The organism is Tepidiphilus sp. J10 (assembly GCF_006980785.1).
Lineage (GTDB): Bacteria > Pseudomonadota > Gammaproteobacteria > Burkholderiales > Rhodocyclaceae > Tepidiphilus > Tepidiphilus olei.
This window is the reverse complement of record NZ_SBHP01000003.1, coordinates 76,707-93,511: the sequence shown is the minus strand read 5'-3', so window position 1 is coordinate 93,511 and position 16,805 is coordinate 76,707. Positions and strand designations below refer to the sequence as shown.

The 16,805-nt window shown below is 64.5% G+C and carries 20 protein-coding genes; 9 read left to right on the top strand and 11 right to left on the bottom strand.

Features of this window, described 5'->3' with window-relative positions; genetic code table 11:
• Window positions 1–3: 3 nt before the first annotated feature.
• The 3 genes from EPD81_RS06315 to gpmA all read right to left on the bottom strand — a co-directional run bounded on the left by EPD81_RS06315 (window position 4) and on the right by gpmA (window position 3,717).
• On the bottom strand, window positions 4–1,449 hold the full coding sequence (locus EPD81_RS06315) for a S41 family peptidase (RefSeq protein WP_142804606.1): 1,446 nt from the start codon (window positions 1,447–1,449) through the stop codon (window positions 4–6).
• A gap of 170 nt (window positions 1,450–1,619) precedes the next feature.
• The gene (locus EPD81_RS06310; protein ID WP_185955376.1) at window positions 1,620–2,942 is read right to left on the bottom strand and encodes a murein hydrolase activator EnvC; all 1,323 of its coding nucleotides are present in this window, start codon (window positions 2,940–2,942) and stop codon (window positions 1,620–1,622) included.
• A 25-nt stretch (window positions 2,943–2,967) separates the two neighbouring features.
• The gene (gene gpmA, locus EPD81_RS06305; protein WP_142804604.1) at window positions 2,968–3,717 is read right to left on the bottom strand and encodes a 2,3-diphosphoglycerate-dependent phosphoglycerate mutase; all 750 of its coding nucleotides are present in this window, start codon (window positions 3,715–3,717) and stop codon (window positions 2,968–2,970) included.
• A gap of 130 nt (window positions 3,718–3,847) precedes the next feature.
• On the opposite strand from gpmA, the gene EPD81_RS06300 reads away from it, so the two are divergent.
• The 5 genes from EPD81_RS06300 to EPD81_RS06280 are packed head-to-tail and all read left to right on the top strand — an operon-like array spanning window position 3,848 to window position 6,554.
• Complete coding sequence (locus tag EPD81_RS06300; RefSeq protein WP_142804603.1) at window positions 3,848–4,279, top strand: rhodanese-like domain-containing protein; 432 nt, start codon at window positions 3,848–3,850, stop codon at window positions 4,277–4,279.
• Window positions 4,276–4,554 (top strand): glutaredoxin 3, encoded by a 279-nt coding sequence (gene grxC / locus EPD81_RS06295; RefSeq protein WP_178086727.1) that lies wholly within the window; start codon window positions 4,276–4,278, stop codon window positions 4,552–4,554. Before EPD81_RS06300 ends, grxC begins: the two co-directional genes overlap by 4 nt.
• A 23-nt stretch (window positions 4,555–4,577) precedes the next feature.
• Complete coding sequence (gene secB / locus EPD81_RS06290; RefSeq protein WP_142804602.1) at window positions 4,578–5,066, top strand: protein-export chaperone SecB; 489 nt, start codon at window positions 4,578–4,580, stop codon at window positions 5,064–5,066.
• 19 nt (window positions 5,067–5,085) lie between these two features.
• Window positions 5,086–5,553 carry an SH3 domain-containing protein gene (locus EPD81_RS06285; protein WP_185955375.1) on the top strand — a complete coding sequence of 156 codons (468 nt, stop codon included), beginning with the start codon at window positions 5,086–5,088 and terminating at the stop codon, window positions 5,551–5,553.
• Window positions 5,541–6,554, top strand: a complete 1,014-nt coding sequence (locus EPD81_RS06280) for an NAD(P)H-dependent glycerol-3-phosphate dehydrogenase (RefSeq protein WP_142804600.1) — start codon at window positions 5,541–5,543, stop codon at window positions 6,552–6,554. The genes EPD81_RS06285 and EPD81_RS06280 overlap by 13 nt, the downstream gene beginning before the upstream one ends.
• A gap of 6 nt (window positions 6,555–6,560) precedes the next feature.
• On the opposite strand, the gene EPD81_RS06275 is transcribed toward EPD81_RS06280, so the two are convergent.
• Both EPD81_RS06275 and EPD81_RS06270 read right to left on the bottom strand, forming a co-directional pair.
• Window positions 6,561–7,025 carry a tRNA (cytidine(34)-2'-O)-methyltransferase gene (locus tag EPD81_RS06275; protein WP_142804674.1) on the bottom strand — a complete coding sequence of 155 codons (465 nt, stop codon included), beginning with the start codon at window positions 7,023–7,025 and terminating at the stop codon, window positions 6,561–6,563.
• Window positions 7,026–7,030: 5 nt separating this feature from the next.
• Entirely contained in the window at window positions 7,031–7,759 is a 729-nt protein-coding gene (locus EPD81_RS06270) for a ComF family protein (protein ID WP_142804599.1), read from the bottom strand.
• A 16-nt stretch (window positions 7,760–7,775) separates the two neighbouring features.
• Here EPD81_RS06270 and EPD81_RS06265 point away from each other — a divergent pair, with 16 nt between their 5' ends.
• Window positions 7,776–8,648, top strand: a complete 873-nt coding sequence (locus EPD81_RS06265) for a methyltransferase domain-containing protein (RefSeq protein ID WP_142804598.1) — start codon at window positions 7,776–7,778, stop codon at window positions 8,646–8,648.
• An 8-nt stretch (window positions 8,649–8,656) separates the two neighbouring features.
• Here EPD81_RS06265 and hemB read toward each other — a convergent pair whose 3' ends face one another.
• Complete coding sequence (hemB, locus tag EPD81_RS06260; RefSeq protein WP_142804673.1) at window positions 8,657–9,670, bottom strand: porphobilinogen synthase; 1,014 nt, start codon at window positions 9,668–9,670, stop codon at window positions 8,657–8,659.
• A 177-nt stretch (window positions 9,671–9,847) separates the two neighbouring features.
• Window positions 9,848–10,471, bottom strand: a complete 624-nt coding sequence (gene yihA / locus EPD81_RS06255) for a ribosome biogenesis GTP-binding protein YihA/YsxC (RefSeq protein WP_142804597.1) — start codon at window positions 10,469–10,471, stop codon at window positions 9,848–9,850.
• Between the two features lie 76 nt (window positions 10,472–10,547).
• On the opposite strand from yihA, the gene EPD81_RS06250 reads away from it, so the two are divergent.
• Genes EPD81_RS06250 through phoU form a run of 3 tightly spaced genes read left to right on the top strand, consistent with a single transcriptional unit; the run spans window position 10,548 to window position 12,618 of the window.
• Window positions 10,548–11,189 (top strand): cytochrome c, encoded by a 642-nt coding sequence (locus EPD81_RS06250; RefSeq protein WP_221929245.1) that lies wholly within the window; start codon window positions 10,548–10,550, stop codon window positions 11,187–11,189.
• A 5-nt stretch (window positions 11,190–11,194) separates the two neighbouring features.
• Window positions 11,195–11,875, top strand: a complete 681-nt coding sequence (gene rpiA, locus EPD81_RS06245) for a ribose-5-phosphate isomerase RpiA (protein ID WP_142804672.1) — start codon at window positions 11,195–11,197, stop codon at window positions 11,873–11,875.
• A 41-nt stretch (window positions 11,876–11,916) separates the two neighbouring features.
• On the top strand, window positions 11,917–12,618 hold the full coding sequence (gene phoU, locus EPD81_RS06240; protein WP_221928800.1) for a phosphate signaling complex protein PhoU: 702 nt from the start codon (window positions 11,917–11,919) through the stop codon (window positions 12,616–12,618).
• A gap of 149 nt (window positions 12,619–12,767) precedes the next feature.
• On the opposite strand, the gene EPD81_RS06235 is transcribed toward phoU, so the two are convergent.
• From EPD81_RS06235 to EPD81_RS06220, 4 genes are read right to left on the bottom strand one after another with little or no spacing between them, the layout of a single operon-like run.
• Window positions 12,768–13,046 carry an oxidative damage protection protein gene (locus EPD81_RS06235; protein WP_142804595.1) on the bottom strand — a complete coding sequence of 93 codons (279 nt, stop codon included), beginning with the start codon at window positions 13,044–13,046 and terminating at the stop codon, window positions 12,768–12,770.
• A gap of 17 nt (window positions 13,047–13,063) precedes the next feature.
• A complete protein-coding gene (gene argA, locus EPD81_RS06230; RefSeq protein WP_142804594.1) occupies window positions 13,064–14,464 on the bottom strand; it encodes an amino-acid N-acetyltransferase in 1,401 nt (466 codons plus the stop codon).
• Window positions 14,465–14,478: 14 nt separating this feature from the next.
• The gene (pap, locus tag EPD81_RS06225) at window positions 14,479–15,960 is read right to left on the bottom strand and encodes a polyphosphate:AMP phosphotransferase (protein ID WP_142804593.1); all 1,482 of its coding nucleotides are present in this window, start codon (window positions 15,958–15,960) and stop codon (window positions 14,479–14,481) included.
• Window positions 15,960–16,697, bottom strand: coding sequence for a 16S rRNA (uracil(1498)-N(3))-methyltransferase (locus tag EPD81_RS06220; RefSeq protein WP_142804592.1), 738 nt, complete (start codon window positions 16,695–16,697; stop codon window positions 15,960–15,962). Before EPD81_RS06220 ends, pap begins: the two co-directional genes overlap by 1 nt.
• Window positions 16,698–16,805: the final 108 nt, after the last annotated feature.

The window sequence follows — 16,805 nt, the reverse complement described above, 5'->3', positions numbered from 1 at the left end:
TTCTCACTTCAGGGGCGCTTTTTCGCCCTGCTTGCTCACGGCGCCAGATGGTTCGGCGCTCACCGAAGCGGGTACGACCCCTTCGCGCAACCACTTCAGCGCTGCCTGATATTGACGATCTTCGCTCGAACCAAACTCGAATCGGGGAGGCAGACTCGATGCTTCGGGCGAAGTCGATCCTTCGTCGGCACCAGTACCCACACCCTCCGAGCGTCCCGCGGGAGCACGTCTGACCCCATCGCGATCGAGCTCGAGATGCTGCTGCAGATCGGCCTCACGCAGCGCACGAACCGATCCATTCTCGGTTTCCTCGACGACGAAATCCGGCTCGATGCCTTTGGCCTGGATGGAACGGCCGTTCGGCGTATAGTAAAGCGCGGTGGTCAGCTTGAGCGCTGCGCCGTTGTTGAGCGGGAGAATGGTTTGCACCGAACCCTTGCCGAACGAGCGCGTTCCGAAGATCTTCGCCCGACCATGGTCCTGCAGCGCTCCGGCCACGATCTCGGAGGCCGAGGCGGAGCCTGCATTGATCAAGACCACCATCGGCAAGGTTCTATATTCCATTGGCAAATTGGCAAGATAATCGCGCTCCCGCGGCCCACGCAGATAGTCCGAGGGACGCACGCGGTATTCGCGCCGTGAATCCGGCAAACGCCCCTCGGTCCTGACCACTACGGCATCCTCGGGCAGGAAGGCACCGGACACCCCGATCGCCGCGTTGAGCAACCCACCCGGATCGTTACGCAGATCGAGGATCAACCCATCGACCGCCCCTTCCTGGCGCAGCTTGCTCAGGTGCTCGACGAGCATGGGGCCCGTGTTTTCTTGGAATTGGGTGATGCGCACGTAGGCAATGGTATCGTCACGCGTACTCCTGACGCTGCGCACGGTGATCACCTCGCGCGTGATCGTGAGCACGATGGGCTTGTCGACCTGCTCGCGTACGATCGTGAGCGTCACCTTGGTACCGGGTTTGCCCCGCATGCGTTTGACCGCATCGCGCAAGCTCATCCCCTTGACTGGCGTCTCGTCGATTTTCACGATCAGGTCACCCGACTTGATCCCGGCACGAAACGCCGGAGTATCCTCGATCGGCGAGACCACTTTGACGAAGCCATCTTCCATGCCGACTTCGATTCCCAGGCCACCGAACTCGCCTTGGGTGCCGACCTGCAGCTCCTGGTATTCTTCCGGATCGAGATAGGCCGAATGGGGATCCAGGCCGCTCACCATGCCCCGGATCGCTTCGCTGATGAGCTTTTGATCCTCTACCGGCTCGACGTATGCCTTCTTGACTGCATCATAGACCTCGGCAAACGCCCTCAGGTCCTCCAGGGGCAAAGCGGAAGTGGCGTTACGCTCCGCCAAAGCCGAGAAATTGAACGTGAGCAACGCCCCGCCCACGATTCCAACCACCAACAGGGAAATCCGACTAATCCAGCGTCGCATTCGACTCACCTCGATCGAGTGGGAGCCTCGAATGACCTACTGCCTGGCTGCATGGCACGGTGCTCCGATGCTCGGTTGCTCGCCCTTCCATTCGATGGGTCTTGCATTCCGTGCGCCGGGCTCCTTGCTCTGCAACCGCTCGTGACGGTTTTTCGAGGCACCCGAGTGTATCACCGCCGGATCCAACGCAGTGGATCCTGCGGTTCGCCATTATGCCTGATTTCGAAGTATAACCCCGAGCGTCCCATGTTACCGCTCGATCCCGTGGTGGCGATCGTCTCTCCGGCTTTTACCCGCTGTTGCGGTTCGTACAACATCGAGTCGACGTTGGCATAGACGGTGAGATAGCCACCCCCATGGTCGAGGATGATCAGATTACCATAACCGCGCATCCAATCGGCGTGGGCGACCACCCCATCGGCCACGGCCCGCACGGGCTGCCCGGCATCGGTGGCGATGAACAGTCCTCGCCAGGTTCCACCTTCGGGGCGGGCCGCGCCGAATCGCCCCTGCACCCCACCTTCGGTCGGCCAGCCCAAGCGCCCGCGCAAGCCCGAGAGCGGTTGCCCCGCAGCAGACTCATCGGCGAGGACCCGGGCCGTGGTTTGGGCCGTACGCCCCCGCGTCCCTTCGGCGGCTGGTCCGCTTTCTGCATCCCGCGCCATCGGTTTGGACGCAAGCCGCTCGCGTGCCTGCCGAGCTTCCTCCTCACGTCGCAACCTTTCCCGGCGCTGGGCTTCCTCGCGCCGAGCGCGTTCCTGAGCTTCCAGCTGACGCACCAGGCGGGTGAGTGCGGCAGCATCCGCCTCGATCTCGCGCTTGCGATCCTTGGCCGCCTGAACCTGTTGCGCCAACGCCTCACGCAACTGCCGCCGCTCCTGCGCCAGCACCTGCCAGCGCTCGGCCTCTCGGGCCGTTTCTTCCTGGACTCGTGCCAAACGCTCCCGACGGCGTTCGAGTTCTCTGCTCAGCACCACTGCACGGGATTGCTGCTCACGCAAGGCGGCGATACGCCGGGCCCGGTCGGCGGCCAGGATCTGCAGGTAATGCACGCGCCGCCCCACTTCGGCGGGATCTTCGCTCGAAAGGAGCGGATCGAGTGGGCGCTGCTGGCGGTAATACGCCCTTGCCCAGGCGGCCATTTCCTGTTGATGCTGCGCAATCGAGCGCTCCAGCTCCGCCAATGTCGCCTCGTTTTCGGCGATCCGCGCCGACAGGGTCGCCTCTTCGGTGCGCAAGCGCTCCAGTTTGCGCGCCGAGGCGTTGGCCGCACGCTCCGATTCTTTCAGCTTCGCTTCGATCTGCCGTCTTTTGTCCTCGGTCTGACGCACCTCACGATCGATACGCTGCATCTCCTGCTGCAGACTCTGGAGCTCGGAGCGTTTCTCCCCCAACCCCTCATCCGCCCACGTCCCGACCGGATGCGCGAGCCAGCCGAAAGGGACGAACCACGCGAACCCGATCAGCCTTGCCGCAACCCTCCGGACGTTCATCGACGCGTCGTCCGCCCGGTGCCCTTCACTTTTTCGCGCGCCCTTGCGCCGCCACGGCCGCCTGCTGCGCCTTGATCGTCTCCTCGTCGGCGAGGTAATAGCTCTTGAGCGGCCGGCAGCTCTCGTCCAGCTCATAGACGAGGGGCTGAGCCGTGGGAATGTTGAGCCCGACGATGTCCTGGTCCGACACCTCGTCGAGATACTTGATGAGCGCACGCAGGCTGTTGCCATGCGCCGCGATGAGGATACGTTCCCCGGCGAGAATGCGCGGCACGATCACCGTCTGCCAGTAGGGCACGAAGCGCGCCACCGTATCCTTGAGGCATTCGGTGCGGGGAAACTCGGCCTTGGGCAGATCGCGGTAGCGCGGATCGTCGGCGGTAATGCGCGGATCACCCTCGGGCAACGGCGGCGGCGGAACATCGTAGGAGCGGCGCCACAGCAGCACCTGCTCGTCGCCGTATTTGGCCGCCGTCTCGGCCTTGTCCAGCCCCTGCAGCGCACCGTAGTGACGCTCGTTGAGCCGCCAGGAATGCTCCACCGGCAACCATAGCTGATCGAGTTCTTCGAGCACGATGTTGAGCGTCTTGTTCGCCCGTTTCAGCACCGAGGTAAACGCCCGATCGAAGGCGAATCCCTGCTCGCGCAGCAGACGCCCGGCCGCGCGCGCCTCTTCGACGCCTTTCTCGGTGAGATCGACGTCGGTCCAGCCCGTGAAACGATTCTCCTTGTTCCACACGGACTCGCCATGACGCAACAGCACGATCTTGTACATGATCATCCTCTGATATGATTGGACACCTCGATCGACGCTCTGGCGACGGCAGATGCACATCACGATCGAGCCGAGCATTTTATCGCAGCCGTCGCCCGTGCGTCGTCCTATCCCGTCGTGAAAGGAGGCAATGTTGCAGGAATTTCTCGTGCAAAACTGGCATTGGGCCTTGCTCGCGTTGGCAAGCGGCCTGTGGTGGCTCATCGAGACGATACGCAGTGCCACCGACACCAGCCGCGTCACTCCCGCTCAGGCCGTCATCATGGTGAACCGTCAAGATGCCGTCCTGATCGACATCCGTCCCGAAGCCGATTATCGCAAAGGGCATTTGCCCAATGCGATCTCGATCCCCGCCGATCGCATCCCTGAAGATCGCAAACTCGAAGCCTTGCGCTCACGCCACCTCATCCTTTATTGTGATAGCGGCCTGCGCTCGGCCACCGCCTGCAAGAAACTGCGCGCCGCCGGTTTTCCGCACGTCTATAATCTCGAAGGCGGCATCGCTGCCTGGCAGAAAGCCGGGCTGCCTCTAGAAAGCGAGACTCAAAGGAAGAAGAAATGAGCGGGTCCCCCAGAGTACGCATGTATGCGAGCCAGGTCTGCCCCTACTGCGTCCGGGCCGAGCAGCTGCTGCGCCGTAAAGGGGTGAGCGAAATCGAAAAGATCCTGATCGACCGCGATCCCGAGCAACGCGACGAGATGATCCGCCTCACCGGTCGGCGCACCGTCCCGCAGATCTTCATCGGCGAGACGCACGTCGGCGGCTGCGACGATCTCTACGAACTCGAGCGCCAGGGCAAACTCGATGCCCTGCTGCAAGGCATTCCCTCCTCCTGATTTTTTCTTTTCGGATCCCAGCCATGAGCGACACCAACGCAACGCAAACCTCCGACCAGCCCGTCTTCAGCGTCGAAAAACTCTACGTGCGCGACCTCTCGATCGAGGTTCCCAATGCGCCGCAATGTTTCCTCGAGCGCGAGACGCCCAACATCGACGTGCAACTGGCCACTGCCGCCACGCGCCTCGACGAAGGATTCTTCGACGTCAGGCTCACCGTCACCGTCACCGCCAAGATCGGCCAGGACAAAACGCTCTTCCTCATCGAAGTGGCACAAGCCGGCATCTTCCAGATCCGCAACGTGCCGGAAGAAAACCTCGAACCGCTGCTCTTCGTCGCCTGCCCCAGCCTGCTCTATCCCTACGCACGCGAGGTCGTTACCTCCGCGTCGCTACGCGCCGGATTCCAACCGGTGATCCTTGCACCGGTCAATTTCGAAGCGCTCTACGCCCAACAGAAACAACAAGCCGAACTCGCTCGTGCAGGCGAAAGCCAAACGCCACTGCAGTGAATTCGGCATGAACGCATCGATGCCCGGTCCCAGAAACCATTCTTTCCTCGACGAGCTCGTCCATTGGGGCTTGCTCGTCGCCCTGGCCTTATGGCTGCCCGTCGCGTTGGCCCAGGGTATCCCGTACCGGAGCGTCACCACCCACACCCCGGCCTACCTCGCCCCCGAGGAACCGGTGCCCGTGTTTTACTTATTGCCCGGAACCCCCGTCGAATTGATCCGAGACCAGGGCGAATGGGCCCAGATCCGAGACGCCGACGGGGGACTCTACTGGGTACCCTCGGCCAATCTCGACCCTCGTCGTACCGTGATCGTCACCGTCGATCGGGCCGAAGTCCGCTCTGCGCCCGACCCTGAGGCGGCAATCGTCTTCGAAGTCGAGCGTAACGTCGTGCTCTCACTCTTAGCCACGCACGACGGCTGGGTCGAAGTCGCTCATGGCTCCCTGCGCGGATTCATCTCCCGCAGCGCCGTATGGGGGCCGTGATGCGCTTGGCCGTACTCGGCGCCGGCGCCTGGGGCACGGCACTCGCCGTCGCCATGGCGCAACGTCACCACGTCCGCCTGTGGTGCCGCGATCCCGTCCAGGCTGAGCTGATGGCGCGCGAACGCCACAATCACCGTTATCTGCCCGATGTGACGCTCCCTGAAGAAGTGCGCGTCACGGCAAATTTTTCCGAGGCACTCGCAGGGGCGGATCTCGCTCTGATCGTCACGCCGCTCGCGGGGCTCGGGGCCACCGTGGCAGCGCTCGCCCGCGAGCGCCCGAATCTGCCCTTTCTCTGGGCCTGCAAGGGCATCGACCCCGAGCGCCTGGCACTGCCGCACCGCATCGTCGCCGAATCTTGGCCCGCGAGCCTGCCTCCGCCACGGGCGGGCGTGCTCACTGGCCCCAGTTTCGCCCTGGAAGTGGCGCGCAACTTGCCCACCGCCATGGTGCTTGCCGCCGCCGACGCCCACTGGGCCAAACATTGGGTCGAACAGCTGCACCAGCCGCGCTTGCGCCTCTACGCCCACGACGACGTGGTCGGGGCCGAGGTGGGCGGAGCGCTCAAAAACGTCATCGCCATCGCCGCGGGCGTAGCCGATGGTCTGGGCTGCGGGCTCAATGCCCGTGCCGCCTTGATTACACGCGGCTTGGCCGAAATTACCCGCCTCGCCCGCGCGCTCGGCGGACGTGACGAAACCTTGATGGGTCTGGCGGGCATGGGCGATCTGATCCTCACCACCACCGGGCAGCTCTCGCGCAATCGCCGCGTCGGGCTCATGCTCGCCACCGGCAAACCGCTAGCGGAAATCCTCGCCGAACTGGGGCACGTCGCCGAAGGCGTGCCCACCACCCGCGCCGCAGTAGCGCTCGCCCACCGCCACGGTATCGAACTGCCCATCGCCGAGGCCGTCCATCGTCTGCTCTTCGAACCGGAGATCAGCGCCGAGGATGTCCTCGAGACCTTGCTCGCGCGCGATCCGAAGTTCGAGCGCGTTTGACCCTCCTCACCCTCCGCCCGAAAATCCCTGCTGCCGCCAGGCCTCGTAGACGACGAGCGCGACGGCGTTCGACAGATTGAGACTGCGGTTGCCCGGCAACATGGGAATGCGCAGGCGCGCCTCCTCGGCGAATTCCGCCGCCACCTCGTCGGGCACGCCACGCGTCTCGGAACCGAAGACGAAGACGTCCCCTGGCGCGAACGCCACGTCCGCATAGCACCGTGCGCCTTTGGTCGTCAGCAGGAAACGGCGACGCGCGCCCAACCAAGCGCGGCACGCCGCCCAATCCTCGTGCACCACCACCCGCGCGAGGTCGTGATAATCGAGCCCCGCCCGTCGCAGCCCCTTGTCTTCGAGCACGAAGCCCAGCGGCCGCACCAGATGCAGTCGCGCCCCCGTATTTGCGGCAAGCCGGATCACGTTGCCGGTATTGGGCGCGATCTCCGGCCGGAAAAGAACGATCTCGAACATGTTCGTCATCGACTCCGACGGGCCGGCGAAAGCGCCCGTGCCAGCACGATTCCCTGGACCACAGCCGCGCCGCATTCCCGCAAGACCGCGGCCAGAGCGTTCAGCGTCGCCCCCGTGGTGAGCACGTCATCGACCACGCCCACCCGTCTGCCGGCGATCCCCTGCACCCGATCCACGGCAAAGGCACTGCGCAAGTTCTCGCGCCTCGCCGCGGCGTGCAGACGGGCCTGATGCAGCGTCTCGCGCCGACGCTGCACTGTTTCGAGCAGAACCGGCACGTGCCATGCGGCACCCAGATCACGGGCGAGCACCGCCGCCTGATTGAAACCGCGCGAGCGCAGCCGCTGGCGTGCGAGCGGCACGGGCACGAGGACGTCGACCACCGGCGGAGAGGACCGCTCCTGCGCCAAGGCCCGCGCCAGGGCGTGCCCCAGGCGCAGATCTCCACCATACTTGAAGCGCTGGATCAGGGCATCGAGCGGCGGCGCGTACCAGAACCCCGCACGCACGGCGTCAAAGAATGGCGGATCCAGCGCACATTCGGCGCAGATTCCTTCACGCTCGTCCTCCGTCAGACGATCGCCGCAACGTCCGCAGGCCGCCTCCTGCGTCCAGGGATCGAATTCGGCTCGGCAGGATGCGCACACGCCCCGCACCGTCGTCCCCAGACCGCACACGCCGCAGTGCGACGGCAGGAAAAAATCGACGAGCAGCGTAAAATCCGGCAGATTCATTTCCTCCCCCTGCACCATGCCCGATACCTCGACCCCGCTGGGCCCCGACCTCGATTCCGCCCTGATTCGCCGCCGCGCCGAGCGCACGGCCCCGGCTTACCCTCAACATCGTTTTCTGGCCGAAGAAACGGCCCAGCGCCTGCTCGAGCGGCTCGACTACCTGCGCATCACTCCGCGGCGCGTGCTCGATCTCGGCGGCGGAAACGATTTGCCGGCGCTGCGTGCACGCTATCCCCAGGCCGAGGCGATCGCCGTCGACTTCGCCCCGGCGCGGCTCGCGCACCTTGCTCCCCGCCCCTCCTGGCTCAGCCGGCTGGTGCGGCGCGAACCGACCAAGGGCATCGTGGCCGACGCGCACGCGCTGCCGCTCGCCACCGGCAGCGTCGATTTTCTCTGGTCGAACCTGTTGCTACACTGGCTTGCCGAACCGCTCGCCGCGCTCGCAGAATGGCAGCGCGTGCTCGCCGTGGGCGGCACGGTGTTTTTCGCCACCGTCGGCCCCGACACGCTGCGCGAACTGCGCGAGGTGCTCGGCCCCACCGCGGTGCATCCTTTCCTCGACATGCACGACGTGGGCGATCTGCTCATGGCCGCGGGTTTCGCCGATCCGGTGATGGACATGCAGATGCTCACCCTGCGCTACCGTGACCCGGCACGCCTGTGGCAGGATCTGCGCGCGAGTGGCGCGACGAACGCGCGCCGCGACCGCCGCCGCACCCTCACCGGCAAGGTGCAATGGCAGCGGGCGCTCGCCGCGCTGGAGATGCGGCGCGAGGCCGACGGCACGATTCCCATCACCGTCGAGCTCGTCTTTGGCCACGCATGGAAAGCCGCGCCCAAGACGCTGCCCGACGGGCGCGCGGTGATTCGCGTGCACCGCCGCCCCTGAGCGTCGCCTCAGCGTCGCGCGAGCAGCCGCGCCGCCTCTAGCGCGAAATAGGTGAGGATGGCATCGGCTCCGGCGCGCTTGAAGGCAAGGAGCGACTCCATCATCGCCGCCTGCTCGTCGAGCCAGCCGTGGGCGAAAGCGGCCTTGAGCATGGCGTACTCGCCGCTCACCTGATAGGCGAAGGTCGGCACGCCGAAGGTCTCCTTGACCCGGCGGATCACGTCGAGGTACGGCATGCCCGGCTTGACCATCACGATGTCGGCTCCCTCGTCGAGATCGAGCGCCACCTCGCGCAGTGCCTCGTCGCTGTTGGCCGGATCCATCTGGTAGGTCGCCTTGCTGCCCTTCCCGAGATTGGCCGCCGAGCCCACGGCATCGCGAAACGGCCCGTAGAAGGACGAAGCGTATTTCGCCGAATAGGCGAGGATGCGCACGTGGATGAGCCCCTGTTCGTCGAGCGCGTGGCGGATCGCGCCGATGCGCCCGTCCATCATGTCGGAGGGCGCCACCATGTCGGCGCCGGCGTGCGCATGACACAGCGCCTGGCGCACGAGGGCGGCCACCGTCTCGTCGTTCATCACGTAGCCGCGCGGATCGTCCGGCGCGATCAGTCCATCCTGTCCATGGCTCGTGTAGGGGTCGAGCGCCACGTCGGTGATCACCCCGAGCTGGGGAAAGCGCTGTTTCAGCGCCCGCACTGCCCGCGGCACCAGACCCGCCGGATTCCACGCCTCCTCCGCTCCCGGGGTTTTGAGCTCCGGCGGGATCACGGGAAAGAGGGCGAGCGCCGGGATGCCCAGCCCGACCGATTCTTCGGCGAGCGCAAGCAAACGGTCGATCGACAGGCGCTTCACCCCCGGCATGGAAGGCACCGCCTCCTCGCGGTTTTCCCCCTCGAGCACGAACACCGGCAGGATCAGATCGTCTGCCGTGAGCACGTGTTCGCGCATCAAGCGTCGGGAAAACTCGTCGCGCCGCATGCGCCGCATGCGCGTCGTGGGAAACCTACCGAAAAACTGCATCATTCGCTCCTCGTCAGCATTCCCGCAGCGGCGGGAACTTCCGCTCGTGAAAACTTTCTACTTCATTGGCTCGACGCCGCCCTGCATGAACTCTCCCAGTTGAGCGGGACCCCGGCGGTTCTCGCCGGGTTGATGGCCCGAACACGCCCCCTGCGTTCGGGCCTCTTTTTATCCAAATTAGATATGTGCTCCGTCCGGCTCGAGCAAAATACCCGTGAGCCAGCCTCCTACTACGGTTTCCACCTCTTCCACGCCCTGCTTGCGAAGCGCCGAAAAGAGCTGCACCGTGACCTGGCCCGACCATGGCGCCAAGGCACGGCGCACCTGGGCGAGCGTCGCCGTTCTTGCCCCGTGCGAGAGCTTGTCCGCTTTGGTGAGGAGGACATGCACCGGTTTGCCGCTGGGCAAGAACCAGTCGAGCAATTGCCGATCGAGGGCCGTGAGCGGATGGCGCACGTCCATGATGTGGATCAGGCCCACGAGCGCCTCGCGCTCGTGCAGGTAACGTTCGATCAAATCCGCCCAGCCGCGACGCACCGCCTCGGGTACTTTGGCGAATCCGAATCCCGGCAAATCCACCAGGTAGAGGCCGGCAGGAGTGCGAAAAAGGTTGAGTAACTGAGTGCGCCCAGGCGTTTTCGAAACGTAGGCCAGTCGCGTATGCCCGACCAAGGCATTGATCGCACTGGATTTTCCGGCATTGGAGCGACCAACGAAGGCGATCTCCGGCCCTTTGGCTACCGGCAACCCTGCAGGCTTGGCGATCGAGGTGACGAACTCGGCATGGCGAAAAAGGGGCATGGAAAGAGAGGCAGGCAAGCCTGCGCAAAATGGAGAGATGCGATAGAATAGCAAAATTTCCGAATTCCCATCCATCGTGCCGAGGATCCCTATGCTCAAGCGTTCCATCGTGCTCACCGCGCTCGCAGCCTCCAGCCTACTCCATGCCGCCGAACCCGTGGCTCCGGAACAGGTGCAGGAAATCGTCACCACCTTGTGCGCTTCCTGCCACGGACCAGACGGCAATACGCCGCTGATGCCGGAATATCCCAAACTCGCGGGCCAACATCCCGAGTATCTCTACAAGCAGCTCCTCGATTTCAAAGCGTGGGACGACAAACCCCCCGCTCGGGAAAACGCCACGATGAACGCGATGGTCATGGCATATTCCAAGGAAGAAATGCTGGGTCTGGCCCAGTATTTCGCCCAGCAACCCCTGCAGCCCGCCGAACCCAAGGCGCAGGAAACGCTCGCCCTCGGTCAGCGAATCTGGCACCATGGCCTTCCCGACAAGGCCGTACCCGCCTGTTCGGGTTGCCACGGTAACAATGGAGCCGGCATCCCCAGCCTCTACCCCAGGCTCTCCGGTCAAACCCCTGATTACGTCGTCTTGCAGCTCAAAGCCTTCCGCGAGCAGCAACGCGCCAACGATCCCGAGCAAATGATGCGCCAGATCGCCAACAAGCTCACCGATACCGAGATCGAGGCGCTGGCCGACTACGCCGCGAGCCTGCGCTGATGCCAATGACGCACGCCGACGAATTGAAGCGCCTGGCCGGTGAGGCCGCCGTGGCCGAAGTCCCCGAAGGAATCTTCCTCGGGGTGGGCACCGGCTCTACCGTCAATTGCTTCATCGATGCGCTCGTGCGCAGCGGCAAACGCATACGCGGGGCCGTCTCCAGCTCGGAGGCCACCACCGAGCGGCTGCGCCGCTACGGCATTCCCGTGCTCGATGCTACCGAACTCGATACGGTGCCGCTCTACGTCGACGGCGCCGACGAGATCGACCCCGCCTTTGCCATGATCAAGGGCGGCGGCGGCGCACTCACCCGCGAGAAGATCGTCGCCGCCATGGCCGAGCGATTCGTGTGCATCTGCGACGAACGCAAGCTCGTCGAGCGGCTGGGCCGCTTTCCCCTGCCCATCGAAGTCATTCCCATGGCCGAACGGCTCGTCGCACGCCGACTGCGCGAACTCGGCGGTGAGCCGCGCCGACGCGTCGGCTTCGTCACCGACAACGGAAATGCCATCCTCGACGTGCACGGCCTCGTCATCGACGACCCGGATGCGCTCGAGACGGCGCTCAACGACATCCCCGGCGTCGTCACCAACGGCATTTTTGCCCACCGGCGTGCCGACGTTCTGCTGCTCGCCACCGGCGAGGGCGTACAACGCCGTGAACGCGCCAACGTCACGAAACGGTAACGTTCTCCCTTGATAATGACGATCACCACCGCAAGGACGCCATGAAGAAGACGATGGAAGAACACACCTTCCGGCCTTACGACCGCGAGCTCAACCAGCTGCGCCAGACCGTGCTCGAGATGGGCCGAACCGTCGAACAACAGGTCGCCAAAGCCATCGAGGGCATACGCAAAGGCGATCAGGCCCTCTTCGACGAAGTGCTGCAAACCGAGCGCTCGATCAATGCCGAAGACCGGCGCGTCTTCGAGCAGAGCGTACAGCTGATCGTGCGCAATGCACCGGCAGCCAATGATCTGCGTCTGGTCATCTCCTCGCTGCAGATCAGCAAAGATCTCGAGCGCATCGGCGACGAGGCGAAGAAGATCGCCAAGAGCGGCATCCGCCTCTATCAATCCTACCCCGCCTTTACGCCCACGGTCGAGCTCGAGCTCATCACGCGCACGACGCTGGCCATGCTACACGCCTCGCTCGATGCCTATGCCCGCCTCGACGACAGCCATGCGTCCGAGATCCTCGCCGATGATCGAACGGTGGATGCGATGTTCAAGGCCATCCTGCGCGAGCTCGTCACCTACATGATGGAAGACCCGCGCACGATCTCGCATTCGCTGGAGCTCGTCTTCATCGCCAAATCGCTCGAGCGCGTGGGCGATCACGCGAAGAACGTGATCGAGCAAGTGGTCTATCTCGTCGAGGGGCGCGACATCCGCTACACCCCCGAGGCCAAACCCGAACCCGAGTAAGCCGCACCGGCCGCACCGAAAACCCACCGCATCGCGAGCGCTTGCAGGGCAAGGCACCCATCGTCCGATGGGGCGCGAAACCTACCGCCTGGATCGCAAGTGCCCGGGCGCCGAGAAACGCCGCCGTGCAGCCGCACGCGGATTACGGGTCACCCTCCACGATTCGGCGGCACATAGCCGGCGATCTCGTCGGCTCCATCGCCGAAGAAATAGCGTTCCATCTGCTCCTGCAGATACTTGCGCGCAGCCGGTTCCATCAGGTTCAGACGATTTTCGTTGATGAGCATCGTTTGATAACGCTGCCATTCCTGCCACGCCTCCTTGGAGACGTTCTCGAAGATGCGCTTGCCGAGCACACCCGGCAGCGGCGGCCGTTCCAGCCCCTCGGCTTCCCGACCCAGCTTGACGCAAAAGACCGTCCTTGTCATCGGCTCTCCTTTCCCGTTTACTGTAACTCTTTGACGAACACCTTCGAGCGGCGCTGATAATTGTAGAGCTCGCGTTTGCGCCGAGGGAGCGCCTCGGGTCCCACCTCGCGAAAACCCCGCTCGAGGAACCAATGCGCCGTGCGCGTGGTGAGCACATAGAGCCGCTCTAGCCCCATGGCGCGGGCACGTGCCTCGATGCGCCGGAGCAGCTCCTCCCCGATGCCGGCGCGGCGAAATTCCGGGGCCACCGCCAGGCAGGCCAATTCTGCCGCGTTCTCCTCGCTGAAAGGATAGATGGCGGCAGAACCCACGACCACGCCGTCGTACTCCACGAGCACGAAACGCTCGATTTCCTTTTCCAGCAACTCACGGCTGCGGCGCACCAAGGTGCCGTCGGCCTCCATCGGCGCGATGAGCGCAACGAGCGCCGCGACGTCCTCGGGGCGCGCGTCACGGAAACGAAAAATTGGATCGCGGGTGATGAGCGTCCCCACGCCGGAATGGGTGAAGAATTCGAGCAGGAGGCCGCCATCGAGGTCACGGTCGATGAGATGCGCCCGGCCCACGCCGCGGCGTACCGCTTCGATCGCCCGCGGCAGATAGAGGTGCAGGTCCTCGGTAAGTCCCGTGCCCTCGGCGAGCGCCCGGGCGGCCGCATCCGCCGTCACCGACGAGACGAGTTTGCCCTGTGCATCCAGCAGACCCGGCGCGTCGCACAAAAAGACGAGTTTCTCCGCGCCGATCGCCACCGCCACCTCGGTGGCGACTTCCTCCATCGTGATGTTGAAGATCTCGCCCGAAGGTGAAGGCGCGAGCGGCGTGATGAGGACGACGTTTTCCTGCTCCAGGTCGGCGACGATCTCCTTGCCGATCACCCGGCGCACCGCCCCGGTATATTGAAAATCCACCCCGTCGATCACCCCCAGCGGCCGGGCAGTGATGAAATTCCCTCCCGTCACCCGCATGTAACTACCCGCCATGGGCGTGTTGGGTAGTCCTTGCGAGAGCTTGGCCTCGATCTCGACGCGCGTGACCATCATCGCCGCTTTGACGCATTCGAGCGCGGCCGCGTCGGTCACCCGCAGGTCCTTGTGGAACACCGGCGTCAAGCCACGGCGCGCCATCTCGGCGTCGATCTGGGGTCGAGCGCCATGCACCAGCACCAGGCGTATCCCCAGCGCTGCGAGCAGGTTGCAATCATAGGCGAGCCGCTGCATGCGCTCGCCCTGGGCCACTTCGCCGTCGAAGGCGATCACGAAAGTCTTGCCGCCAAATGCGTGGATGTAAGGCGCGGAGTGGCGCATCCAGCCGACGAAGGCCGCGGCCGAGCCGTCTTGCAGCGACACGGGATGAGGCGCTTCGGGGATGCGTTCGCCCGGTTGGTCATACTGCGATCCCGAGCCCGCCGCTTTACTCATCTGTCTGCCTCCATTCACAACGACGCCTCGAGTCGATCACACAAAGTTCGTAGCACCTTCACCCGGGCATAGTACTTGTTGTTCGCCTCGACCAACGTCCAAGGTGCGATCTCGGTGCTCGTGCGCTCGATCATATCGCTCACCGCCAGTTCGTACTGCGGCCATTTCTCCCGGTTGCGCCAATCTTCCGGCGTAATCTTGTGCCGTTTCAAAGGATCGGATTCGCGCTCACGAAACCGTCGCAACTGCTCCTCCAAATCGATCGCCAGCCAGAACTTCACCACCACCGCCCCATTCTCGATCAGCTCTTCCTCGAAATCGTTGATCTCGGCATAGGCCCGCATCCAGTCGGCCGGCGCGCATAAACCTTCGACCCGTTCGACGAGCACGCGCCCATACCAAGAGCGATCGAAGATCACCACCCGGCCGTACCCTGGCATGCGGCGCCAGAAACGCCAGAGATAGGGCTGGGCCAGTTCTTCGTCGGTGGGCGCGGCGATCGGCACCACCTGGTAGCGCCGCACGTCGAGCGCCGCGGTTACGCGCCGGATTACCCCGCCCTTGCCGGCTGCGTCCATCCCCTCGAAGACCACCACCAGGCTGCGCTTGGCGAAACGCGCGTCGCGCACGAGCGCATCGAAGCGCCCCCGTAGATGCTCCAGCTGACGTTTGTACGCTTTCTTCTTCATCGGCTGATCGAGGATGAGCGCACTCACGGCGTTGGGGCGTTCTTCGAGATCCGGCACGAGGACGAGGGGCGGCACGCCCACCTCCCCGCGCTCGATCGCTTCGAACTTGCGCTGCCAGGCACCGGCGAGCGTTTCACCCACGAACACCGCCCGATAACGATCGTCGGCCCCATCGACCAATACCCAAGGCACCACGCCGGTGCTCGTATGCCGAATGGCCGCGGCCGCCGTCTGGGCATAGTCGTCGTAGTGTTCGAGATAACGCCAATCGGACTCCCTCACGCGCCAGCTGGTGCGCTCGTCCTTGGAGAGTTTCTCCAAACGACGTTTCAACTCCTTGGCCGAAATGTGAAACCACAGCTTCAGCAACAATACGCCCTCGGCTACCAGCATTTCCTCGAAACGGCGCACCCGCTCGAGCGCTGCTTCGAAGACGGCGCGCTTGCTTCGGCCCGTAGCCCGATCCTCGATGATTTCGGCGTACCAGTTGTCGAAGAAGACCCCGATGCGCCCGCGTGGCGGCAAACGGCGCCAGAAACGCCACATATAGGGCCGCTCTTCCTCTTCGGAGCTCGGGCGGTCGATCGCGTGGCTGTCGAGATGGCGCGGATCGAGCCAGGAATTGAGCAGATTCATCGTCTCGCCCTTGCCCGCTTTGTCGACCCCGTTGATGAGAATCAGCGTGGCGAAAGCGCGCTCCTGCACCAGGCGGTATTCCAGATCGAGCAACTGCAGACGCACGGCTTCCGAGCGCTGGCGATAGGTCTCCTTGTCGAGGCGATGGCCCAATTCCACATTCTCGAACATCAACGCTCTCCCCACAGGGCTTGCATCATCGCCAGCACCGCAGCCGCGGCGGTTTCGCTGCGCAGGATCCGCGGCCCCAAGCCGATGCGCTCAACGCCGATCCGTTCCGCCTCGCTCAGTTCCTCCGCGCTCCAGCCACCCTCGGGGCCAACGAGCACGATCACCGGCCTCGAGGGTGGGGGAAGGCGGGACAGGGGAACCCCTTGCGGCGCGAGCAGCCACCGGTGCGCCTCGGGATGGTTCGTTCGCACGTCCTCGATCCATTCCCGCCAGTGACATGGCCGCGCCACTTCCGGCACCACGGTGCGGGCGCATTGCTGCACCGCGGCCACGGCGACACGCTGCCAATGCATCAGCTTGCGCGCTCCCCGCTCCAGCGCGCCACCGGTCTGAGTGCGCGCCGTCACGAGCGGCACGATGCGCGCAGCACCGAGTTCGACCGCTTTCTGGATCGCCCAGTCCATGCGCTCGGCCGGTAGCAGTGCCTGACCAAGCGTCACGGAGAAAGGCAACTCGCGCGAAACGGGCTCGAAGGCTTCCAGTCGTACCCGCGCTGCATCCCGCCCCATGGGTTCCAGCACCCCACGCCACTCCCCTCCCCGACCATCGAACACCACCACGGGCGCTCCTGCGCGTAACCTCCGCACGCGCAGGGCATGATGAGCCACCTCCGCAGGTAGCGACACCAGCGCACCAGCCTCGGGCGTGAGATTGGGAACGAAGAAACGAGCAACCATGGCAGCGCATTATACGATGGGCCGTGCTCCTGGCTGGAACGGACCGACCAGAATGACGGACTAGCCGCTTTGCAATGCAACGATCGCTTGACTTCCATCATGGACCGG